A 22,386-nucleotide genomic window follows, 5' to 3' on the forward strand; every position below is an offset into this window, starting at 1 on the left:
ACCCCGGCAGGATTCTGCCGGGGTTTTTTCTGGTCAGGCGATGGTCGCCGCGTAATCGTCCAGCGGCAGCTTTTTCTTGATCACGCCGCTCTCGAACAGAAAATCCCGGTAGGTCCGGTAGCGCTTGGCGTTCAGCGCCGCCGGATCGTCGTCGAAATAAGGCGGCAAGGCATGCCAGGAGGCGATGTCCAGCTTGTCGTTGAGGCTGGGGTGATCCTTCAGGAATTTCGTCAGCATCCCGTCCGGGTCGGCTTTCAGCGCCGCGACGCCTTGCTTCAGCGCGCCCAGGAAGGCGGGCAGGGCGGGGGCCTTCAGATCGTTGGCGTTGGAGAGCAAAATCAGCTCGTCCGAAGGCGGCACGCCGTAATCCTCGGGCAGAAAGATCACCGGGTCCAGCCCATCCTGCGCGAGCTGAATATCCTCATAGGTCCGGTAGGTGCCGATCACCGCGTCCACCTCGTTCGAGCGCAGGGCGGAGACCAGTTCGAAATTCACGTTCACGAGCTGAATATCCTTCAGGCTCATGCCCACATGCCGCAGCATCGCGCCGATGATCACCGGCTCCACCCCAGCCACCGAATACCCCACCTTACGGCCCTTCAAATCGGTGAGCCGGCTGATCCCGCTGCGCTTCAGCGCGGTCAGCGTGTTCAGCGGCTTGTCGATCAGCGTGCCGGTGCGGCGCACGGGCAGGCCCTGGTCGACCAGCAGATAAAGCTGGGTCTGGTAGGTCAGCGCCGCATCCGCCTTGCCGGCGGCCACGAGGCGCGGGGGCAGGTCCGGGTCCGTGGGGGCGACAAGCTTCACCTCCAGCCCGGCCTGTTCGTAGGCGCCGCAATATTGCGCGGCGAATAGCGGCGCATGGTCCGGATTCACGAACCAGTCGAGAATAACGGTAAAGCGGCGCGGCGCGGCGGCGCGCGCCAGCGCGGGCGCGGCCAGCGCCCCCGTGACGGCGGAGGACAAGAATAAACGGCGATCGAGGCCCATTGGCGCTCTCCCTTCGCTGGCATGACCCAGACAGGTTCAACGGGTATGATCTCAGCCCGCACGATGCGGACACCCCGGCAGTTCCGGCTTGTCTCCGGTTTCCCTCAGCGCGTCAATAAAGCCTCACATCCATCCGACCAGGATCGCCAGCGCCACCGCCAGCCCCACCTCGCGGTTGAGCTTGAACAAGGCCAGGCAGCGCGCCGGATCGTCTATGTCCAGCCGGATAACCTGCCAGGCCAGCAGCGCGGCGGGCAGCAGCATCATCCAATAGCCCCAGTGATGCAGCGGGAACGCCGCCATGGCGAAGAGCAGCAGCAGGAACATGGCGCCATAGCAGAGGCACAGCGCCTCGCGTGTATGTTTGCCAAACAGCCGGGCGGTGGATTTCACGCCGATCAGCGTGTCGTCCTCGCGGTCCTGATGGGCATAGATCGTGTCATAGCCCAGAATCCATAAGATCGACGCCAGATAGAGCGCGGCGGCTGGCCAGGTCAGGCGCCCATGCGCCGCCGCATAGCCCAGCAGCGCGCCCCAGCCGAATGTGAAGCCCAGAAAAAGCTGCGGCCACCAGGTCACGCGCTTGGCCAGCGGATACAGCGCCACCAGGGCGAGGGAGAGCACGCCCAGCCAGCGCGCCGTGTTGTTGAGCAGCAGCAGAATCACCAGCCCGACGGCACAAAGCCCCGCCAGGAACAGCAAGGCCTGCATGGGGGTCACCATGCCCGCGGCCAGCGGCCGGCCGCGGGTGCGTTCCACCTGGGCGTCCATTTTCCGGTCCCAGAGATCGTTCACCACGCAGCCCGCGCCGCGCATCACCACCGAGCCGATGGCGAACAGAACGCTCAGCCATAGCCCTTGCCAGAGCCCGTGCGCGGTCAGGCAGATGGCCCACAGCCCCGGCAGGAACAGCAGCCATGCGCCGATCGGCCGGTCCAGCCGGGCCAGGAGAATATAGGGGAGATAACGTTCAGGCAGTCTCGCCACCCAGCCGCCACGCCGAATATCGGTAAATCCGCTCATGGGTGCTATTCAGCCCGGCATGGCCGATACGTCAATTCGTCTCTATGTCCCAGCGCTGCCCGATCCGGGCGGGGTTTTCGCCGTCTCCGATGGCCAGGCCCATTATCTTGCCAATGTCATGCGCCTGGCGGCGGGCGACAGTTTGCGCGTTTTTAATGGCCAGGCAGGGGAATGGCGCGCCACGGTGCGCCAGATCTCCCGCAAGGCCGCCATGCTGGAGGCGCTGGCGCAAACCCGCCCCCCCGCGCCGGAGCCCGATGCCTGGCTCTGCTTTGCCCTGCTGAAGCGCCAGAAGACCGACCTGGTGGTGGAAAAGGCGACGGAGCTTGGGGTCTCCGTTATCCAGCCCATCGTCACCGCGCGCACCAATGCCGACCATGTGAATCTCGACCGGCTGCGCGCCATCGCCATCGAGGCGGCGGAACAATGCGAGCGCCTGCATGTGCCCGAGATCCGCGCGCCTCAGCCGGTGATGAAGCTGATGGCGGGCTGGCCGGCGCGCCCGCTTTATGTCGCGGATGAGCGGCGCACCTCCGCCCTGCTCGGCCCCGCCACCGGCCCCACCGCGTTGATGATCGGCCCGGAGGGTGGCTTTACCGATCAGGAGCTTGAAGCTATCGCTCGCACACCCCTCATTACACGCGTGTCACTGGGGCGGCGCATCCTGCGGGCCGAGACCGCCGCCATGGCCGGGCTGGCGCTGCATCTGGCGGCGTTGCCGTAACGACGTTGAAGGAACGAAAGACTTGTCAAACCCCGGCGACGCCGACGCGCGTGAGATCACCAGCCTCAAGGATCTGGCCGCCTATCTGGAATCAGGCTGTAAACCGGCTCAGGATTTCACCATCGGCACGGAGCATGAGGCCTTTGGCTTCCACCGCGCGGGGTTTGCGCCCCCCGCTTACGAGGGGGGGGGTGGCATCGGCGCGCTGCTGCAAGCGGTCCGGGCGCGCGACGGATGGGCGCCGATTCTCGATCAGGGCAACATCATCGGGTTGAAAGGGCGGGGCGGTGCCTCGCTCTCGCTGGAGCCGGGCGGGCAGTTCGAGTTGTCCGGCGGCATGCTGACGGACCTGCACGCCACCAAGGCGGAGCTGGACGCGCATATCGCCCGGCTGCACGATGTCACGCCGGGTCTGGGTCTGGGGTTCGCGCCGCTGGGCTTTCACCCCGTCGCCACGCGCGCGGCCATGCCCTGGATGCCCAAGGGCCGCTACAAGATCATGCGCGCCTACATGCCCAAGGTCGGCACGCGCGGGCTGGACATGATGCTGCGCACCTGCACCGTGCAGGTGAATTTGGACTTCACCTGCGAGGCCGACATGGTGGCGAAACTGCGCGTCGCCTCCGCCTTGCAGCCCCTGGCCACGGCGCTCTTCGCCAATTCCCCCTTCCATGAGGGCAAGCCGAACGGCCTGCTCTCCAACCGCGCCCATGTATGGGGGGACACGGACAATGCCCGCTCCGGCATCCCGGCGGTCATCTTTCAGGATGGCTTCGGTTTCGAGGCCTATGCCGACTGGCTGCTCGACGTGCCGATGTATTTCGTCTACCGCGACGGTGTTTACCACGATGTCGCGGGCGCTTCCTTCCGGGATTTCATGGCGGGCAGGCTGGCGGCGTTGCCGGGTGAGCGCGCCACCATCGGCGATTTCGCGGACCATTCCACCACCGCTTTTCCGGATGTGCGTCTCAAGACCTATATCGAGACGCGCGGCGCGGATTCCGGCCATCCCGCGATGATGCTGGCGCAGTCCGCGCTCTGGACCGGCATTTTCTACGACCCCGCGGCGCTGGCGGCGGGCGCGGCGCTGATCCGGGGCTGGACATACGAACAGATCCTGGCCTTGCGCGCCGCCGTGCCCGCCACGGGCATCAACACGGCATTTGGCGCGGGAACGCTGCGCGACCTGGCCAAGGAGGTGGTCGCCATCGCCGAGGCCGGGTTGAAGAACCGGGCCCGGCTGAACGCGTCCGGTCAGGATGAGACGCTCTATCTGGCTCCGCTGCGGGAGATCGCCGGCGGCGCGCCGAGCCAGGCGGAACATTGGCTGGAGCGCTATCACGGCGCCTGGAGCGGGGATGTGACGCGCATATTCGAGGAAGCGGCGTTCTGATCCCGGCTGCGCCGGGGATTTGGCGGGTTTAACGCCCTGTCGGCCCGCCCCTGAAATTCACCGAGGATTTTCAGGGGCGGGCCACGGGATGGCCAAATTTACGTTACTGCCCCTGGCTCAGGCTCGCCACGCGGGCGGTGGGCGGCTGGTTGGTCACGAAGCTGTCCAGCTCCTGCGGTGTCTTGATCGCCAGCACGGCCTTATATTCGGCCTGATTGTTCAGGCAGAAGATCTGCCCCTGGGCGATGCCCGACACGGACTGGTTGTTGGCCAGCAGGGTAATGAAGCTGTCCTCCATCTTTTGCCCGCTATAGCGGCCGCTGGCCTTGTGGAAATAGGCGTCCATCGTGCGCTGGGCCGCCAGCACATGCGGCTGGAAGCTGTGCATGAAGGCGTCGTACTGGTCGCGCTGGTTGCAGGACAGCGCGGCCACCATCAGCGCCGATTTCAGGCTGATGACGTTGAAGGCCTGCTGGACCTTTGCCTGCTCGGCCGGCGTGAATTTGATCTTGGGCGATACGGGCGGTGGCACATCCACCGCCACGGGATAGATATGCCCGCTCGGCGGCGCGGCGGTGGCCACGGTCTTGGGCGCGTGCTTGGCACAGCCCGCCAGAAGGAGGGCGGCGGCTCCCATCCCAAGAACGATCTTGCCGTAGGCCGAAGCCCTGCTTTGTATTTTCAACGTGAAAACCCTCAACCTGTCGAAGCCTGAAAAGCGCTTGTTCAATACAGGCTTTCAATCGTCTGGCCAAGCCGCCAAACCCTGTAAGGAACAAAGCCAATCCCCTCATAATAAAACATTTGATGGAAGGCGAGTAAAAAGTAATCCAGCGGTATCAAAGCCGCGCGACGCGCAGCGCGTTGGTGGTTCCCGCCTGGCCGAAGGGGACGCCCGCCACCACCACGATCTCCTCGCCCTTCGTGGCGAACCCCTCCAGCCGGGTGATTTTCCTGGCATGTTCAACGGCTTGGGTCATTGAATGGACGGCCCCCGTGGTGAGGGCATGCACCCCCCAGACGGCCGCCAGGCGCCGTGCCACCTGCTGGCTGGTGGTGACGCCCAGCACCGGGCAATCGGGTTTTTCCCGTGCCACGCGCAGCGCCGTGGCGCCGGATTCGGTCAGCGCGACGATCGCGCGCGCATCGATGGTATGCGCCACATGCACGGAGGCGGCGGCAATGGCGTCGGCGGAATTTTTTTCCGGCTGCGGGCGCCGGGCATTCAGCCCGCTGCGCCAATCCTCGTCGCGCTCCACGCGGGTGATGATGCGGTCCATCATGTTCACCGCCTCGCGCGGGTACTGGCCCGCCGCGCTTTCGGCGGAGAGCATCACCGCATCGGCGCCGTCGAACACGGCGGTGGCCACGTCGGAGGCTTCGGCGCGGGTGGGGGCGGGGGCGGTGATCATGCTTTCCAGCATCTGGGTGGCCACCACCACGGGCAGGCCGCGCTGCTGGGCGGCGCGGATGATGCGTCTCTGCGCGATGGGCACTTCCTCGGGCGGCAGCTCCACGCCGAGATCCCCGCGCGCCACCATCACCGCCTCGGCCTCGCCCAGAATGGCGTTCAGATTGTCCAGCGCCTGGGGTTTTTCGAGCTTGGCCATGACCAGGGCCCGGCCCGCGGCGATGCGCTTGGCCTCGATGACATCCTCCGCCCGCTGCACGAAGGACAGGCCGATATAATCGATGCCCAGCGGCAGGGCGAACGCCAGATCGGCACGGTCTTTCCCGGTCAGGGCCGGGATCGGCAGCACCACGTCCGGCACGTTCACGCCCTTGCGGTCGGAGAGCACGCCGCCGGTCACGACCTCGGTCAGCAGATGGTCCTCGCGCTTGCGCAGCACGCGCAGCCGCAGCTTGCCATCGTCCAGCAGCAGCGTGGCGCCGATCTCGGCGGCGGCGATGATTTCCGGATGCGGCAGGCAGACCCGGCGCATGTCTCCGGGGGCGTTGTTCATGTCCAGCGTGAATGGCTGCCCTGTCTGAAGCCGGACCCGGCCCGACTGGAAGACGCCGACACGCAGCTTTGGCCCCTGCACATCGGCCAGGATGCCGATGGGCCGGCCGGTGCGTTTCTCCACGGCGCGGATCATGTCGATGCGCGCCTCATGGTCGGCATGCGTGCCGTGGGAGAAATTCAGCCGGAACAGATCCGCGCCCGCCTGGAAGAGACGCAGGATCATTTCCGGTGTGGAGCTGGCCGGGCCCAGCGTGGCGATGATCTTGGTCCGGCGGTGGCGGCGCGGTCTGTCCATGCGGGCAACCTCACATGATGAGAATGGCGCGAATATCGTTCACGTTGGTCAATGTAGGGCCGGTGACGACGAGATCATCCAGCGCGGCGAAAAACCGATAGCTGTCATGCTTGGCCAGATAGGCGGCGGCATCCAGCCCCAAGGCGCGGGCCCGGGCCAGCGTGTCCGGCCCGATCACGGCGCCAGCGGCATCCTCGGTGCCGTCGATACCGTCGGAATCGCCCGCCAGGGCGTGGATATTGGCCGCTCCGTCCAGCGCCAGGGCGAGGCTGAGCAGATATTCCGTGTTCCGCCCGCCGCGCCCGGGCTTGGCATTGCCGATGGTCACGGTGGTCTCCCCGCCGGAGAGCAGCAGCTTTGGCCCCTTGGTGTTCAGGGCCAGGGCGGCATGGGCGCGGCCCAGCTCCCAGGCTTCGCCCTCCAGATCGTCGCCGAGAATCTCGGTGGGCATGCCGGCCTCCCGCGCCGCGGCCTCCAGCGCCATCATCGGGGTGGCGATCATCCGGTAATCCGCTCCGTCCATCCAGGTGGGGCCGGAGCCGATCACCGCCGGGTCGTCCCCCGGCACGTCCGAGATCGCCAGGGTCACCAACCGCGCCGGGGCGCAGGCGGCGGCCAGCTTGCCGCCCTTCACGGCGGAGAGCGCCTTGCGGATGCGGTTCATGGTGGAGATCGGCGCGCCGGAGGCCAGCAAGGCCTTGTTCACCAAAATCTTGTCCCGCAAGGTCAGGCCGGGGGCGGGCAGGGCCAGCAAGGCCGAGGCGCCGCCGGAGATCAGCGCCACCACCTGGTCCTGTGGCCGCAGCCCTTGCACGGCGGCCAGAATCTCGCGCGCGGCGGCCTCGCCATTGGCATCGGGCACCGGATGGGCGGCTTCGCGCACGCGGATGCGCCGTGTGGGGGCGCCATGGCCGTGGCGGGTGACGACAACGCCTTCATAATCCGCGTCGCCCCAGGCGGTTTCCAGGGCTTTCGCCATGGCGGCGGCGGCCTTGCCCGCGCCGATGACGATATTGCGCCCCGAGCCCGGCTGCGGCAGGTTGGGGGGCACGCAATGCGCCGGGTCGGCGGCGGCGATCGCGGCTTGAAACAGGCCGCGCAGATAGGTTTTAGGATCGTTACGATGGGCGTTTTCCACGCCCTGACTATGAGCGGGAGCAGAAACTTGAGCAACCCTGCATTGGATGAGGCCACCCGGGAGAAACTGGAGGCCGCCGCGTTCCGCGCCTTGGTCGCGCATCTGCGCCAGCGCCCGGATGTGCAGAATATCGACCTGATGAACCTGGCGGGATTCTGCCGCAATTGTCTCTCGCGCTGGTACCGCGAGGCGGCGCAAGCCCAGGGCGTGGCGCTGTCCGACCCCGAGGCTCGCGAGATTGTCTATGGCATGCCGTACAAGGACTGGCAGGCGAAATATCAGACGCCGGCGACGCCGGAGCAGTTGGCGAAGATGAATGAATCGAAACCCGGCCACTGAAATCGCGCATTGACCGGGGGGGCTCCCTTCCTCTATCCCCGCCGCCCTGAATGGGAGTTGGGCATGTCTGCATCTACCGAAGAGAAACCGACCAACATTGCCGGCGAGCGGCTGCGCAGCATCATCGAGCGCATCGAGCGCCTGGAGGAGGAGCGTAAGGCGCTCGCCAGCGACATCAAGGATATTTACTCTGAGGCGAAATCCGCGGGATTCGATGTAAAGGTGATCCGCCAGCTGATCCGCATCCGCAAGCAGGAGCCCGCCGAGGTGGAGGAGCAGGAGACGCTGCTCGATATTTACCGCCGCGCGATCGGCATGTGATTCGCGCGCGCGGGGGCTCCTGAACCAGCCCCCATGGTGGCGCGAACAGGCCGGTCTCCGGTTTTTCTCCTGGGCTCGGGCGCGGCCCCTGTTTGACCTTGGCCCCGCAGCGCCTAAATCTGTGCCCACAGAGTTTGAAACGGAGCGGGCATGGACCAGAATCGCTTGGCGCGGCAGCCGGATGGAGTTTCCACCGGAAAGGCCGCGCCTCTCCCTAGCTGGGATCTCACGGATCTTTACGCCGCGCCGACCGACCCGCGCATCGAAGCCGACCTGAAAACCGTTCAGGACGGCGCGGACAGATTCGCCACGGCCTATCAAGGCAAGCTGGCGGGGCTCTCCGGCGCGGAACTGGCCGAGGCCATTCGCGCCTATGAGGCGTTGCAGGAAATTCCCGGGCGCATCATGTCCTACGCGGTGCTGCTGTTCTCGGCGGATTCCTCCATTCCCGCCCACGGCCAATTCTACCAGACCATGTCCGAGCGCGTGACCGCCCTGGGCACCAAGACCTTGTTCTTCACGCTGGAGCTGAACCGGATTCCGGACGCGGCGCTGGCCGCGAAGCTGCAAGACAAGGCGTTGGCCCATTATGCCTCCTGGCTGCGGGATCTGCGGGTGTTCCTGCCGCATCAGCGTGAGGATGTGATCGAGCGGCTCTTCATGGAAAAGGACGTGACCGGCCATTCCGCCTGGACGCGCTTATTCGATGAGACGATAGCCGGGCTGCGGCTTATCGTGAACGGTGATGAGCTGACCCTCTCCGCCGCGCTCAACAAACTCTCCGACTCCGACCGGGCCATGCGCGAGGAAGCCGCCAAGGCGGTGGCCAAGGCGATGGAGCGGAATGAGAAATTATTCGCGCTCGTGCTGAACACCATCGCCAAGGACAAGGCGGTCGACGATGAGTGGCACGCTTATCCGCATCCCTGGTCCTTCCGCAACCGGGCGAACATGGTCGAGGACGAGGTGGTGAACGCGCTGGTGGAGGCGGTGAAATCCTCCTACGGCCGCCTGTCGCACCGTTATTACGCGCTGAAGGCCAAATGGCTGGGGCTGGAGAAGCTGGAGCATTGGGACCGTAACGCCCCCTTGCCCGCCGATGCGGACAAGCCGGTCTCCTGGCCCCAGGCGCGCGATATCGTGCTGAACGCCTATGGCGGTTTCAGCCCGGATCTGGCCGCGACCATCAGGCCCTTTTTCGAGAAAAACTGGATCGACGCGGCCCCGCGCCCCGGCAAGGCGGGCGGTGCCTTTTCGCACTCCACCGTGCCTTCGGCGCATCCCTATGTGCTGATGAATTTCCACGGCAAAACGCGCGATGTGATGACGCTGGCGCATGAGCTGGGCCATGGCGCGCATCAATCGCTGGCGGCCAGGCAGGGCTATTTGCTGGCCGGCACCCCGCTGACCCTGGCCGAGACCGCCAGCGTGTTCGGCGAGATGCTGACCTTCCGCTCATTGCTGGATGCCGAGACCGACCCGGCCCGCCGGCGCATCATGCTGGCGCAGAAGGTGGAGGATATGCTCAACACCGTGGTCCGGCAGATCGCCTTTCATGAGTTTGAGGTCGCCTTTCATACCGAGCGCGCCAAGGGCGAGATTCTGCCGGAGCGCATTTGTGAGATCTGGCTGGATGTGCAGACCCGCAGCCTTGGCCCGGCCTTCAACTTCACGGCGGATTACCGGACCTTCTGGGCCTATATCTCGCATTTCTTCCATTCCCCCTTCTATGTTTACGCTTATGCCTTCGGGGATTGCCTGGTGAACGCGCTTTATGCCGTCTATCAGGAAAGCCCGGACAAAGAGGGGTTCGCGGCCAAATATCGCGAGATGCTGGCCGCGGGCGGGGCCAAGCGGCATAAGGAGCTGCTGGCGCCCTTCGGGCTGGATGCGTCCGACCCCGCTTTCTGGAACAAGGGGTTGGATGTGATCTCGGGCTTTATCGACGAGTTGGAAAAAGCATGAGCGAACGCGGCGGCAATCTCTTTGGCGAAATGCGGCGCATGGCCCGCACCTCGGGCGCGGTGGGCGGCATCGCCGCGCGCATCGCGGGGGAGCGCGTGTTCGGCATCAAGACCGACCAGGCCCGCCATGCGGAGGATCTGAAATCCCTGCTCGGCGGCCTGAAGGGGCCGATGATGAAGGTGGCGCAGTTTCTTTCCACCGTGCCCGATGCGCTGCCGCCGGAATACGCCAAGCAGCTGGCGGAGCTGCAATCCAACGCCCCGCCGATGGGCTGGCCCTTCGTGCGCAGGCGCATGTCCAGCGAGCTGGGCGCGGATTGGGAGAGCAAGTTCAAGAGCTTCTCGCGCGAGGCCGTGGCCGCCGCCAGCCTGGGGCAGGTGCACCGCGCCGTGCTGCCGGACGGGCGGGAGGTGGCGGTCAAGCTGCAATATCCCGACATGCCGAGCGTGATCGAGGCGGATCTGCGTCAGGTGAAGCTGGCCATGGCGGTTTACAAGCGCATGGATAACGCGATCATTCAGGACGATATTTATGTCGAGCTGACCGAGCGGTTCCGCGAGGAGCTGGATTATACCCGCGAAGCCGCGCAGATGCGCCTCTACCGGCTGATGCTGGCGGATGTGCCGGATGTGAACGTGCCTGAGCCGGTCGAGGGCTACACCACCACCCGCCTGCTGACGATGAGCTGGCTGCGGGGCCAGGGGTTCCGCTCCTGGATGGAAGGCAACCCCAGCCAGGCGCAGCGCAACGCCTTGGCCACGGCCTTGTTCCGTGCCTGGTATATTCCCTTCTACCGCTATGGCGTGATCCATGGCGACCCGCATCTGGGCAATTACCAGGTGAGCGAGGCGGGCGGGCTGAATTTGCTGGATTACGGCTCCATCCGCGTGTTTCCGCCGAAATTCGTTACGGGCGTGCTGGAGCTTTACGCCGCCGTGCGCGATGGCGACGATTCGCGCGCCCGCAACGCCTATGACATCTGGGGGTTCAAGGGCATCACGGACGAGCAGGTGGATGTGCTGAACGATTGGGCGAAATTTCTGTATAAACCGCTGATCGAGGACCGGGTGCGCCCGATCCAGGAAGGGGAGGGCACGGAATTCGGCCGTGAGGTGGCGCAGAAGGTCCATGCCGGGTTGCAGCGCACCGGAGGCGTGCGCCCCCCGCGTGAATTCGTGCTGATGGACCGTTCCGCCATCGGGCTGGGGGCGGTGTTCATGCGTCTGGGCGCGGAGCTGAACTGGTGCCGGCTGTTCCAGGAGACGGTGGCGGCATATGACGAGGCGGCGCTCGCGGCCCGCCAGGCCGCGGTACTGGCCGAGGCGGGCGTGCCGGAAGCCCGATAGCATGGCGATTCTCAAACGTGGGCTGCGCGCGGGGCTGCTGGCCCGGGCTTACCGGAAGCTGCTGCATTCCATTTACGCGAACGATCTCTGGCTGGATTTGCGGCTGCACGCCAAGCGCGAGGCGGTTGACTACATCATCGCCCATATGCCCGAGGCGATGGTGCTGGCGGACCGTTACGAGCTGGCCCGCTTCGCCCTGGCCCGCGCGCCGCGGGAGGGGCTGGTGCTGGAGTTCGGCGTCGCCAAGGGGGCGAGTCTGCGCAACCTCGCCGGCCAGACCGCCCGCCCCGTGCATGGCTTCGACAGTTTCGGCGGTCTGCCGGAGGATTGGGCGGGCACCAGGGAAAAAGCCGGCGCCTTCACACAGCGGGGCAAGCTGCCCAAGGTGCCGGCCAATGCCGTGCTGCATCCGGGCTGGTTCGAGCAGAGCCTGCCACCGTTTCTGGCCGCCCAGAAGGAGGCGGTGGCCTTCATCCATGTGGATTGCGACATCTATACCAGCACGGTGACGATCTTTTCCGCGCTGGAGGGGCGGATCAATCCCGGAACGGTCATTCTGTTCGATGAATATTTCAATTATCCCGGCTGGCGCGCGCATGAGTACAAGGCGTTCCGGGAATTCATCGCCAGGACGGGATTCTCCTATGAATATATCGGGGTCGCGGCCGAGAAGGGACATGTGGCGGTGCGTATCGGCGCGCCGGGGAGCCTGCCGGAGCCGGGGCGTGTCCACGCCCCGGGAGGACAGGCTTGAAATATTATGCGCCTTAACCCATGGTGGCGTAAAACTTTAAAGGTTTTAAGGACAGGTAAATGCGTCTTGCGGTTTTAAGGGAGCGCCGTGCGGGGGAAGCCCGTGTTGCGGCGACGCCCGATACGGTGAAGAAACTGATCGGGCTGGGGCTGAGTGTCGCCATCGAGGCCGGAGCGGGCATTCAGTCCGCGATTCCCGATGAGGAATTCGCCGCCGCCGGCGCCGAGATCGCGCCGGATGCGGCCGCCGCGCTGGCTGGCGCCGGGATTTTGTTCGCCGTGAACGCGCCGGATGAAAGCGTGCGCGGGCTGATCGCCCCGGGCACGCTGCTGGTGGCGACCCTTGGCGCGGCGTCCGACGCCATGCTGGCCCCGGCGCTGGCCGAGGCGAAGATCGACGCGGTGGGGCTGGAGCTGCTGCCGCGCATCACCCGCGCGCAGAGCATGGATGTGCTATCCTCCCAGGCGAATCTCGCCGGTTATCGCGCGGTGATCGAGGGGGCGTATAATTTCCCCCGCGGCTTTCCGCTGATGATGACCGCCGCCGGCACCGTGGCGCCGGCGCGCGTGTTCGTGATCGGCGCCGGGGTGGCGGGGTTGCAGGCCATCGCCACCGCGCGGCGCCTGGGCGGCGTGGTCTCGGGCACCGATGTGCGCCCGGCCGCGAAGGAGGAGATCAAATCCCTCGGCGCCAGCTATATCGGCGTGGACGATGAGGAAAGCGCGAAGCAGACCGGCCCCTATGCCGGGCAGATGTCCGAGGAGTTCCGCCAGAAACAGGCGGAGCTGATGGCCAGCACCGTCGCCAAGAACGACATCGTGATCTGCACGGCCCTGGTGCAGGGCCGCAAGGCGCCGGTGATCGTCACCTCCGAGATGGTGGCGTCGATGAAACCGGGCTCGATCATCGTGGATCTGGCGGCGGAATCGGGCGGCAACTGCGCCGAGACGGTGCCGGGCGAGACCATCACCACCCCGAACGGGGTGACCATTATCGGGCACCGGAACTGGCCCTCGCGCATCGCGGTGGCGGCTAGCCAGCTTTATGCCCGCAATCTGCTCACCTTCCTCTCCACCTTCTGGGACAAGGAGGCCAAGCAGCCCGCCCTGAAACCCGACGACGACCTGATCAAGGGCGCGCTGGTGACCCGGGGCGGAGAGATCGTGCACCCCAATTTCAAGCCCGCCGCTTAATCCGAAGGGAGGCTTTCACTCATGACACCCGCAGATTTGGCCGCCCAGGCGGCGGACCTTGCCCATCAGGCATCCATATTGGCGCAGAACGCCGCCGGCGTGGCCGCCGTGGCCGCGCAGCACGTGCCGCCCGCCGCCCCCTTCATCTATCTGTTCAGCATCTTCGTGCTGGCCGTGTTTGTCGGCTATTACGTGGTGTGGAGCGTGACCCCGGCGCTGCATTCGCCGTTGATGGCCGTCACCAACGCCATCTCCTCCGTCATCATCGTCGGCGCCATGCTGGCCACCGGGCTGCATGGCAGCCTGATCGCGCATATATTCGGTTTTCTGGCCGTGGTGCTGGTGAGTATCAATATCTTCGGCGGGTTCGCGGTGACCAACCGCATGCTGGCCATGTTCAAGAAGAAGTAACGCAAGATGAACCAGTCTCTTACCTCGCTTGCGTATCTCGTCGCGGCGGTTCTGTTCATCCTGGCGCTGCGCGGGCTTTCCCACCCCGCCAGCTCCCGCCGGGGCAACCGGTTTGGTATCATCGGCATGGTCATCGCCGTCGCCGCCACGTTCCTGCATGGGGGCATGGATTGGGGCTGGGTGCTGATCATTCTGGCGGGCATCGCCATTGGCGGCGCCATCGGGCTGGTCGTGGCGCAAAAGATCAAGATGACGGCGCTGCCGCAGCTTGTCGCGGCTTTCCACTCGTTGGTGGGGCTGGCGGCCGTGTTCGTGGCGGCCGCGGCGTTGAACGCGCCGCAGAGCTTCGGCATCGGCATGCCGCACCATATCCATATCGAGAGCCTGATCGAGATGTCGCTCGGCCTGGCCATCGGCGCCATCACCTTCACCGGCTCGCTGATCGCCTTCGCCAAGCTGCAGGCGCTGATGAAGGGCACGCCCATCACCTTCCGCGGGCAGCATAAGCTGAATGCCGGCATCGGCGTGGTGATCGTGCTGCTGATCATCGCCTTCGTCAGCTCCGGCGGCAGCCCGCTTTTGTTCTCGCTGATCGCGGCGCTGGCGCTGGCGCTGGGCTTCCTGCTGATCATCCCCATCGGCGGGGCGGACATGCCGGTGGTGGTCTCGATGCTGAACTCCTATTCCGGCTGGGCGGCTTCGGGCATTGGCTTCACCATCGGCAATCTGGCGCTGATCGTCACCGGCGCGCTGGTCGGCTCTTCGGGCGCCATCCTGTCCTATATCATGTGCAAGGGCATGAACCGCTCGATCATCAACGTCATCGCGGGCGGGTTCGGCAATTCCGGCGATGCCGGGGCCGTCGCGGGGGCTTCCTCCGGCGACAAGGCGGTGAAGACCGGCTCCGCCGACGATGCCGCCTTCATCATGAAGAACGCCGCCAAGGTCATCATCGTGCCGGGCTATGGCATGGCGGTGGCCCAGGCGCAGCACGCCTTGCGTGAAATGGCCGATATCTTGAAGAAAGACGGTGTCGAGGTGAAATACGCCATCCATCCGGTGGCGGGGCGCATGCCTGGGCACATGAACGTGCTGCTGGCGGAAGCCAACGTGCCTTATGACGAGGTGTTCGAGTTGGAGCAGATCAATAACGAGTTCGCCACCGCGGATGTCGTGTATGTGATCGGCGCCAACGACGTGACCAACCCCGCCGCCAAGACCAACCCGGCCAGCCCGATTTTCGGCATGCCGATCCTGGAGGTGGAAAAGGCCAAGACCGTGCTGTTCGTGAAACGCTCCATGGCCTCGGGCTATGCGGGGGTGGAAAATGAGCTGTTCTTCAAGGACAACACCATGATGCTCTTCGGCGACGCCAAGAAGATGACCGAGGAAATCGTTCAGGCATTGGGGCACTGAGCCCAGCCGCAACGAAAAAGGCCGGAGCCGATGCTCCGGCCTTTTTTCATGGCCCCGAATCGAGAAGAGTGTCTGGATTGTCCGGGCCGCTTCATCCGGCCGGATGAAGCTTTAAAACCCGTATTTCACCACACGGTCATTGCTGGCCAGCACTTGCTTGTAGCGGCTCAGCGCCAGCAGCGGGAAGAAGCGCGGATAGCCGTGATATTTCAGATAGAACACGCGCGGAAAGCCCACCGCGTTATAAGGCGCTTCCGTCCAGCTTCCATCCTCGCCCTGCGCGGCCTGTAGATATTCAATGCCGCGCCTGACGGCCTCATGGTCCGCCAGCCCGGCCGCCATCAGCCCCAGCACCGCCCAGGCGCTCTGGCTCGGCAGGCTTTGCGCGGCCACGCCGTGGAATTCGCCCGCCGGGGCGTCGCCATAGCTTTCATTGTCCTCGCCCCAGCCGCCATCGGCGCGCTGCTTGGAGATCAGCCAGGATGCCGCCTTCACCATCATCGGGTCGTCATGCGCCACCCCGGCCGCGTTCAGGGCGCAGAGCACGGACCAGGTGCCGTAAATGTAATTCGTGCCCCAGCGGCCGAACCAGGAGCCGTCCGGTTTCTGGGTTTCGCGCAGATACTGGATGCCGCGTTCGATGGCGGGCTTGTCTTCCTCATGTCCCAGCTGGGCGAGGAAGGAGATGCAGCGCGCCGAGACATCCTCCGTCGGCGGGTCGAGCAGCGCGCCATGGTCCGCGAAGGGGATATGGTTGAGGTATTGGCGGTCGTTATTGATGTCGAACGCGCCCCAGGCGCCGTTGGTGGATTGCATGCCGAGAATCCATTCCCGCGCGCGGGAGATGGCCTCGGCATATTTCGGGTCGCCCGCGCGGTGCAGCAGCATGGCGGCCACGGCGGTGTCGTCCACATCCGGGTAATGGGCGTTGTTATATTGAAAGGCCCAGCCGCCGGGGCGCGTGCCGGGCGTGTTGTCCGCCCAGTCGCCCACCACGTTCAGCTCCTGGCGGGGGATCAGCCAGTCGCAGGCCCCGGCCACGGCCTGGGCTGCCCCGGCTTCCGCCAGGGCGTGCCCGGCCAGGGCCGTGTCCCACACAGGGGAGAGGCAAGGCTGGCAATAGGCCTCGTCCTCGCGGATCACCAGCAGCTTGCGCACGGAGCCCCAGGCGATGTCGAAATGCGTCTTGTCGCCCAGATAGTCGAACATCATCGTGGCGTTGGCCATGGCGGGGTAGATGGCGCCAAGCCCGTCCTCGCCGTTGAGCCGCTCGATGATCCAGCTTCGGGCCTTTTCTTCCGCTTTCGCCCGGCTGTTCTTGGGAAAGAACGGTTCGGCGGCGCGCAGCATGTCGTCCAGCAGCTTGAAGGCCGGGCCCCAGGCGGATTTATACGGCCCCTTGATCCAGTCCTTCACCTGCGCGGGTGGCGTGCGGAACAGCTCGTCGATGCGGATCTTGCGCGGGTTGCGGGCCAGGGGCTTGCGGCTGGCCAGGAACATCAGCGGCATCATCACCGTGCGCGACCAATAGGAGACCTTGCGCATGGTGAAGGGAAACCAGTCCGGCATCAGCACCGCCTCGATGGGGATCACCGGGCAGGCATCCCAGGGCACGGCGTCGAACAGGGCCATCTGAAAGCGGGTGAACACGTTGGAACGTTCCGCCCCGCCCGCCGCCAGAATGGCTTCCCGCGCTCGGACCATATGCGGCGCATCGGGCGAATCCCCCAATGCCTTCAGGGCGAAATAGGCCTTCACCGAGCAGGAAAGGTCCATCTTGCCGCCATGGAAGAGCGGCCAGCCGCCCTGGCAGGTGTCGTAATCGCCCTGGATGCGGCGCAGATACACGCCGATCTTGCGTTCCAGCGCGTCGTCGATCCGGTCGAGATAATGTTCCAGCAGCACATATTCGGCCGGAATCGTGGCATCCGCCTCCAGCTCGTAGCAATAATGCCCGTCCGTCCGCTGCTCAGCCGTCAGGGAGGCACGGGCCAGCTCGATCGAATTGTCCAGTATCGCGTTCATTCTTGAGGATTTGGCAGTTTTCGCGGCGTTTTGCCAGTGTTCTCGCCGGAGGGAGGGTTGCTCAGTCCGAGGTCAGCAGGGCCGCCACGGCGGCCTCGCCGGAGCGGATGGCGCCTTCGATGGTCGCGGGCAGGCCGGTATCCGTCCAGTCACCCGCCAGCACCACGCCACGGCGCGGGCTTTGCGGGCCGGGGCGCCGGGCGAGTTGCGCCGGCGTGCAGGCGAAGGTGGCGCGTTTTTCCCACAACACCCGGCAGGGTGGCGGATCCGGCGGCAAGTCGAAGGTCCGGGACAGTTCCATCCAGACTTGCCCGGCGATCGCCTCATGGCTCAGATGCGCATAGCGGTTGGCCGCCGAGATGGTGACCGAGATCACGCTGTCGCGCGGGAAGACCCATTCGGCCATGCCGTTGAGCAGGCCGTGAAAGCCCGCCGCGCCGGGCGGCATATGCGCCTTGAAATGCAGGTTGCAGATGGATTCGAAGGCATCCGGCACGGTAAGTTCGGGCATCAGCTCCTTCGCCGCCCAGGGCGGCACGGCCAGCACCGTGGTCTGGCCGGGGCGCAGCGCGCTCACGCGCTCCCCCAGCCGGATTTCCACGCCGCGATGGCGCAGCCAGTCCAGGGCCGGGTCCACGAAGCTTTCCGAAAGCCCGATTCGGGCCCAGCGCGGCAAGGCGGCGAAACCGCCACGCTCCACCGTTTCGGCCAGCACGGCCCCCAGCGGTTGGGCGGCGGCCTTGTCGGGCATGGTGTTCAGCGCCGCGATGGCCAGCGGCTCCAGCAGATTCGCATAAAGCGCGCCGCCCCCCGCCAGCTTGTTCACCAGATCGTCCGGTTTCGCCTTGAGCAGCTTCTTGAGCGCCAGATAATCCCAGAAGCGCGTGCCGGGCACGCGCCGGGCGGGAGAGAAGATCCACCAGGGAAAACCACCCGCATTCAGGCGCAATGTCCAGCTTTTGCCGGTCTTGAGGTCATGGAACGGGAAGGCGGGGTCCGCCGGGCCGGTCAGCGAGCGCCGTGCGCCGATCCGTTGCAGGTAATGCAGCGCGGACAGGTTGCCCGAGAGCAGCATGTGATTGCCGTTATCGATCCGGCAGCCGAGCTGCTTGTCGAAATAAGAGCGTGCCCGTCCGCCCGCCTGGGGGGCGGCCTCGAACAGCACGACATGATGCCCCAGCTCAGCCAGCCTGCAAGCGGCCGAAAGACCGGCCAGTCCCGCACCGATGACATGTACGCTCATGCCCTCTTCCTCATCCCGCCAGCAATTTTGCCGCCAGCATTAGTTTTTTCCATTTCGGAAGTGAAACGCGACCTTGTGCATAGTCGAAATTCCGGCGTTGTAAAATATCCAGCAGTGGACGGTAGCTGGCTTCCATCATCTGGGCGGGGCGCATGGCGCGGGCATCGCAGCGGGCCATGGCGTCGTTGGCGTGGGTGAAATGCCGCTCGGCCATGTCCGCCACGCGGGCGCAGGCGCGTGGCAGGGCGGGGGCGGCGAGGATCGAGGCGGGGTCGGCCGGGATGCCCGCCTCTTCGAGGAATTCGGCGGGCAGATAGATGCGCCCGCGCTCCGCATCCTCGGCCACGTCGCGCAATATGTTGGTGAGTTGCAGCCCGCGCCCCAGCGCGTGCGCCACCTCGTCCGCCGCGGGGGAGGAATCCCCGAACACCCGCACGGAGAGCCGCCCCACGGCGGAGGCCACGCGGTCGCAATAAAGGTCCAGCTCCGCCAGCGGCGGCGCGATGATCGGCTCGCCCGCATCCATCTCCATGCCGTCGATGATGGCGATGAAATCCTCCCGGCGGACATGGTAATCGTGAATCACGATCAGCAAGGCCCTGGTGATCGGGTCTTCGGCCTCGCCGCGCTCATACAAGGCCGCGATGCGCTGGCGCCAGGCTTCCAGCTCGGCCTGCTTGGCGGTGAAGCCGCGGCCTTCCTCATCGGCGATGTCGTCCACCACCCGGCAGAAGGCGTAGATGGCATACATCGCATCCCTTCGTTCCGGCGGCAGGATCTTCATGCCGTGATAGAAGGAGGTGCCGGAGGCTTTCACCAGGGCGGTGACATAGGCGCTGTCGCCGGGGGTGATCATGGCGCGTGCCTCAACCCTTTCAAACCGGCGGCGAGGACATCCAGCTTGGAGAGCTTCACCCGCGTGGCCAGCGGGTCGCCATGGCGCAGCAGCACGGCGAGCCGGTTGGCCAGCGCGCAGATGATGGCGGTTTCGATCCGCAGGCGGCGGGATTTGACAAGCTTGGGCAGGGCGGCGGCGGCGCGGTTCAGACTGTCTGTTTCGTCCAGCATTTTGTCGAACACGGCGCGCAGGGCGGGCATGGTTTCGGTGCGGGCGATGTCGTCCGTGGTCAGGCCGGCTTCGCGCAGCCAATCCCGCGGGACGTAGCAGCGGTCCAGGTCGCGCAGATCCTTGGCGCAATCCTGCAAATGGTTGAGCACTTGCAAGGAGGCGCAGAGCGCGTCCGAAGGGCCCCAGCTATCGTGGGATTCGCCGTGCACATCCAGCACGTAGCGGCCCACCGGAGCGGCGGAGTAGCGGCAATATCGCATCAGCTCGTCCCAGTTTTCGTAGCGGGTCTTGGTTACATCCTGCCGGAAGGCCACCAGCAGCTCGCGCGCATGGGTGGCGGGCACGCCGGATTCGGCCAAGGACTGGCGCAGACGGGTGGCGCTGGCGCTGCCTGTGTCCTGAGCGCCGGTCAGCACCGCCTCCATCGCGTCCAGCCGGGCGAGCTTTTCATCGGGCGGCAAGGTCGGGCTGTCCGAGATGTCGTCCGCGTTGCGGGCGAAATCGTAATAGGCGTGCACGCGCGCGCGCAACGGCTTGGCGATGAGCAGGGAGGCGACGGGGAAATTCTCATCCCCCTTATCCTTGCCGGACCAGGCTTCGACGCTTTTATCGCCCTTGGCGCGGGTGGGGGCGGTGTTGTCGTTGGCGATCATGAGGACTCTCCGGCATAGGCGCGGCTTTTCCATTTGGCGCCGCGCCCCAGCCAGTAATTCACCGCCGAGCCGATGGTGGCGGCCATGTAGAACAAGGCGATGGCGGGCAGGGCGATGGCATGGGCCCGGTGGACTTTATAGCGGTCCAGCGTCGGGAAATAGGTCAGCGCGGCGATGGCCCAGATGGCCAGCCCCAGCGCCGCGCGCCAGCCCAGGCCGGTGCAGAGCGTGGCGAAGGGGAACACCAGCCACACCAGCGCCAGCCCGATGAGGGTGCCGATGAGGATGAATGCGGAATGGCGCAGCTGGGTGAAGGCGGTGCGGGCGATCATGTCCCAGATGTCCCGGGCGACCGGGTAGGGGCGGATGGAGGCGGCGAGCCCCGAATGGCCGAGATAGACCGGTCCGTTTTTCTTGACCTTGGAGGCCAGGGTCACATCGTCGATGAGGGCGTGCTTCATCGCCTCCAGCCCGCCGATGCGCTCCAGCGCGGCGCGCTTGATCAGCACCGTGCCGCCCGCCGCCGCCGCCACGCGCGAGCGCGGATTGTTCACGCGGGCGAAGGGATAGAGCATCTGGAAGAAATAGATGAAGGCGGGGATGAGGAATTTCTCCGGCAGGGAGGTGCAGTTGAGACGCACCATTTCCGAGACCATGTCCAGCCGGTCCGTGTTCATCTTCGCCACCAGCGTGGCGAGATGGCGCGGGTCGTGGGTGATGTCGGCGTCCGCGAACAAAATCACCGGCGCGGTGCTGGCGGCCACCCCCTGGCGCAGCGCCCAGAGCTTGCCGGACCAGCCCGGCGGTTTCGCCTGACCGGTGAGGATGCTCAGCCGCTCATGCGCGCCGGCGGCCTCGGCGGTGCCGTCCGTCGAGTTGTCATCCACCAGAATGACGCGGAACGTGCCGGGATAATCCTGCGCCACGAGCGAGGCGATGACCGGGGCGATGGTTTCCACCTCGTCCCGGGCGGGGATGACGATGTCGACATCCGGCGCGTCCCGTGGTGTGGCGGGGGGGAGTTCCGGGGCGGAATCCCAGAACCGGCCATGAAAAAAGGCCAGATACAGCCAGATGGCGAACGTGAGCAGCAGAATCATGCGAGCCTCCCCTCCTTGCGGAACCAGGTGAGCGCATCCGCCACCGCCCGCGTGGCGGGGCGGGGCGCGTAGGCCAGCTCCTCCTGGGCCTTGCGGGAAGAGAAGAACATTTTTTTTCGCGCCATTCTGAGAATATCCGGTGTCATCAAGGGCGTTTTGCCGGTGCGCCCGGCGATGCGCTCCATCGCCCAGGCGATGGGCATCAGCGGACCCACCGGCAGGCGCAGGGTCGGTGCCTTGCGGCCGCTTTGCGCCGCGACCAGGGCCAGCAGCTCACGCAGCATCAGATCCTCGCCGCCGAGAATATAAGCCTCGCCCTGGCGGCCTTTTGCAAGCGCCAGCAGGTGCCCGGCGGCGACATCGTCCACATGCGCCACGTTCAGCCCGGTATCCACATAAGCGGGCATTTTGCCGCGCGCGGCGTCCAGCACCATCTGGCCGGTGGGGGTGGGCTTGATGTCGCCGGGGCCGATGGGGGTGGAAGGGTTCACGATCACGATATTCTGTGTCCGCGCCAGGCCGCGCACCGCCTGCTCGGCATCGTATTTGCTGCGCTTATAGGCGCCGACATGGTGGGCGGGTTTGATCGGGGTGGTTTCGTCCGCGGGGGAGGCGTCATCGGTGAGGCCCAGCGCGGCGACGGAGCTGGTATAGACGCAGCGTTCCACCCCGGCGGCGGCGGCGGCGCGCAGCAGGGCCAGGGAGCCGTCGATATTCACCTTGCGCATTGCCGCCTCGTCGGGCACCCAGAGCCGGTAATCGGCGGCGACATGCAGCAGGTAGCGGCAGTTTTTCAACGCGGCGGGAAAGCTCTCGGGAGCGGCAAGGTCGAGATAGACGGTTTCGGCGTCCAGACCGGCGAGATTGGCGCGGCTGGAGCCCGGCCGCGCCGTGACCCGCACCTGATAGCCCGCCGCCCTTGCCGCCCTGGCCACGGCCGCGCCGACAAATCCCGTCGCTCCCGTCACCAGCACCAGATCGCCCTGCGCCACTTTATCTTCCTCGTGCTTTGCTGCCATTCC

21 protein-coding genes are annotated in these 22,386 nt (G+C 65.8%); 10 read left to right on the forward strand and 11 right to left on the reverse strand.

Annotated features, from left to right (window positions below; genetic code table 11):
- Positions 1–33: 33 nt before the first annotated feature.
- Together AB7D48_RS04145 and ubiA are read right to left on the reverse strand one after the other, a co-directional pair.
- A complete protein-coding gene (locus AB7D48_RS04145; protein WP_427976054.1) occupies positions 34–990 on the reverse strand; it encodes an ABC transporter substrate-binding protein in 957 nt (318 codons plus the stop codon).
- Positions 991–1,113: 123 nt separating this feature from the next.
- Positions 1,114–2,013 (reverse strand): 4-hydroxybenzoate octaprenyltransferase, encoded by a 900-nt coding sequence (gene ubiA / locus AB7D48_RS04150; protein ID WP_427976055.1) that lies wholly within the window; start codon positions 2,011–2,013, stop codon positions 1,114–1,116.
- A 19-nt stretch (positions 2,014–2,032) separates the two neighbouring features.
- Here ubiA and AB7D48_RS04155 point away from each other — a divergent pair, with 19 nt between their 5' ends.
- Both AB7D48_RS04155 and AB7D48_RS04160 read left to right on the forward strand, forming a co-directional pair.
- Positions 2,033–2,737 carry a 16S rRNA (uracil(1498)-N(3))-methyltransferase gene (locus tag AB7D48_RS04155; protein WP_427976056.1) on the forward strand — a complete coding sequence of 235 codons (705 nt, stop codon included), beginning with the start codon at positions 2,033–2,035 and terminating at the stop codon, positions 2,735–2,737.
- A gap of 22 nt (positions 2,738–2,759) precedes the next feature.
- Positions 2,760–4,130 carry a glutamate--cysteine ligase gene (locus AB7D48_RS04160; protein ID WP_427976057.1) on the forward strand — a complete coding sequence of 457 codons (1,371 nt, stop codon included), beginning with the start codon at positions 2,760–2,762 and terminating at the stop codon, positions 4,128–4,130.
- Between the two features lie 103 nt (positions 4,131–4,233).
- Here the strand turns inward: AB7D48_RS04160 and AB7D48_RS04165 are convergent, their stop codons facing one another.
- From AB7D48_RS04165 to AB7D48_RS04175, 3 genes are all read right to left on the reverse strand, one after another.
- The gene (locus AB7D48_RS04165; protein WP_427976058.1) at positions 4,234–4,815 is read right to left on the reverse strand and encodes a hypothetical protein; all 582 of its coding nucleotides are present in this window, start codon (positions 4,813–4,815) and stop codon (positions 4,234–4,236) included.
- A 154-nt stretch (positions 4,816–4,969) separates the two neighbouring features.
- Positions 4,970–6,391 carry a pyruvate kinase gene (pyk, locus tag AB7D48_RS04170; protein WP_427976059.1) on the reverse strand — a complete coding sequence of 474 codons (1,422 nt, stop codon included), beginning with the start codon at positions 6,389–6,391 and terminating at the stop codon, positions 4,970–4,972.
- 10 nt (positions 6,392–6,401) lie between these two features.
- A complete protein-coding gene (locus AB7D48_RS04175) occupies positions 6,402–7,529 on the reverse strand; it encodes a glycerate kinase type-2 family protein (RefSeq protein WP_427976060.1) in 1,128 nt (375 codons plus the stop codon).
- Positions 7,530–7,556: 27 nt separating this feature from the next.
- On the opposite strand from AB7D48_RS04175, the gene AB7D48_RS04180 reads away from it, so the two are divergent.
- The 8 genes from AB7D48_RS04180 to AB7D48_RS04215 all read left to right on the forward strand — a co-directional run bounded on the left by AB7D48_RS04180 (position 7,557) and on the right by AB7D48_RS04215 (position 15,274).
- Positions 7,557–7,868: a DUF1244 domain-containing protein gene (locus AB7D48_RS04180; protein WP_427976061.1), complete on the forward strand. Its 312-nt coding sequence runs from the start codon at positions 7,557–7,559 to the stop codon at positions 7,866–7,868.
- Positions 7,869–7,931: 63 nt separating this feature from the next.
- A complete protein-coding gene (locus AB7D48_RS04185; RefSeq protein ID WP_427976062.1) occupies positions 7,932–8,189 on the forward strand; it encodes a DUF2312 domain-containing protein in 258 nt (85 codons plus the stop codon).
- Between the two features lie 150 nt (positions 8,190–8,339).
- The gene (locus tag AB7D48_RS04190; RefSeq protein ID WP_427976063.1) at positions 8,340–10,154 is read left to right on the forward strand and encodes a M3 family oligoendopeptidase; all 1,815 of its coding nucleotides are present in this window, start codon (positions 8,340–8,342) and stop codon (positions 10,152–10,154) included.
- Positions 10,151–11,500, forward strand: a complete 1,350-nt coding sequence (locus AB7D48_RS04195) for an ABC1 kinase family protein (protein ID WP_427976064.1) — start codon at positions 10,151–10,153, stop codon at positions 11,498–11,500. Before AB7D48_RS04190 ends, AB7D48_RS04195 begins: the two co-directional genes overlap by 4 nt.
- A gap of 1 nt (position 11,501) precedes the next feature.
- Positions 11,502–12,254: a class I SAM-dependent methyltransferase gene (locus tag AB7D48_RS04200; protein ID WP_427976065.1), complete on the forward strand. Its 753-nt coding sequence runs from the start codon at positions 11,502–11,504 to the stop codon at positions 12,252–12,254.
- A gap of 59 nt (positions 12,255–12,313) precedes the next feature.
- Positions 12,314–13,447 (forward strand): Re/Si-specific NAD(P)(+) transhydrogenase subunit alpha, encoded by a 1,134-nt coding sequence (locus AB7D48_RS04205; RefSeq protein ID WP_427976066.1) that lies wholly within the window; start codon positions 12,314–12,316, stop codon positions 13,445–13,447.
- A 21-nt stretch (positions 13,448–13,468) separates the two neighbouring features.
- Positions 13,469–13,858, forward strand: a complete 390-nt coding sequence (locus AB7D48_RS04210; protein WP_427976067.1) for a proton-translocating transhydrogenase family protein — start codon at positions 13,469–13,471, stop codon at positions 13,856–13,858.
- Positions 13,859–13,864: 6 nt separating this feature from the next.
- Entirely contained in the window at positions 13,865–15,274 is a 1,410-nt protein-coding gene (locus tag AB7D48_RS04215; RefSeq protein ID WP_427976068.1) for an NAD(P)(+) transhydrogenase (Re/Si-specific) subunit beta, read from the forward strand.
- A 111-nt stretch (positions 15,275–15,385) separates the two neighbouring features.
- Here the strand turns inward: AB7D48_RS04215 and shc are convergent, their stop codons facing one another.
- The 6 genes from shc to hpnA form a co-directional block, all read right to left on the reverse strand.
- A complete protein-coding gene (shc, locus tag AB7D48_RS04220; protein ID WP_427976069.1) occupies positions 15,386–17,299 on the reverse strand; it encodes a squalene--hopene cyclase in 1,914 nt (637 codons plus the stop codon).
- Between the two features lie 61 nt (positions 17,300–17,360).
- Positions 17,361–18,542: a hydroxysqualene dehydroxylase HpnE gene (gene hpnE / locus AB7D48_RS04225; protein WP_427976070.1), complete on the reverse strand. Its 1,182-nt coding sequence runs from the start codon at positions 18,540–18,542 to the stop codon at positions 17,361–17,363.
- Between the two features lie 10 nt (positions 18,543–18,552).
- Positions 18,553–19,398, reverse strand: coding sequence for a presqualene diphosphate synthase HpnD (gene hpnD / locus AB7D48_RS04230; protein WP_427976071.1), 846 nt, complete (start codon positions 19,396–19,398; stop codon positions 18,553–18,555).
- Positions 19,395–20,264: a squalene synthase HpnC gene (gene hpnC / locus AB7D48_RS04235; protein WP_427976072.1), complete on the reverse strand. Its 870-nt coding sequence runs from the start codon at positions 20,262–20,264 to the stop codon at positions 19,395–19,397. Before hpnC ends, hpnD begins: the two co-directional genes overlap by 4 nt.
- Positions 20,261–21,364 carry a glycosyltransferase gene (locus AB7D48_RS04240; RefSeq protein WP_427976073.1) on the reverse strand — a complete coding sequence of 368 codons (1,104 nt, stop codon included), beginning with the start codon at positions 21,362–21,364 and terminating at the stop codon, positions 20,261–20,263. Before AB7D48_RS04240 ends, hpnC begins: the two co-directional genes overlap by 4 nt.
- A complete protein-coding gene (gene hpnA / locus AB7D48_RS04245; RefSeq protein ID WP_427976074.1) occupies positions 21,361–22,383 on the reverse strand; it encodes a hopanoid-associated sugar epimerase in 1,023 nt (340 codons plus the stop codon). Before hpnA ends, AB7D48_RS04240 begins: the two co-directional genes overlap by 4 nt.
- Positions 22,384–22,386 lie beyond the last annotated feature (3 nt).

Origin of the sequence: Acidocella sp., from assembly GCF_050253495.1 — a bacterium.
Classification (GTDB): Bacteria; Pseudomonadota; Alphaproteobacteria; order Acetobacterales; family Acetobacteraceae; genus Acidocella.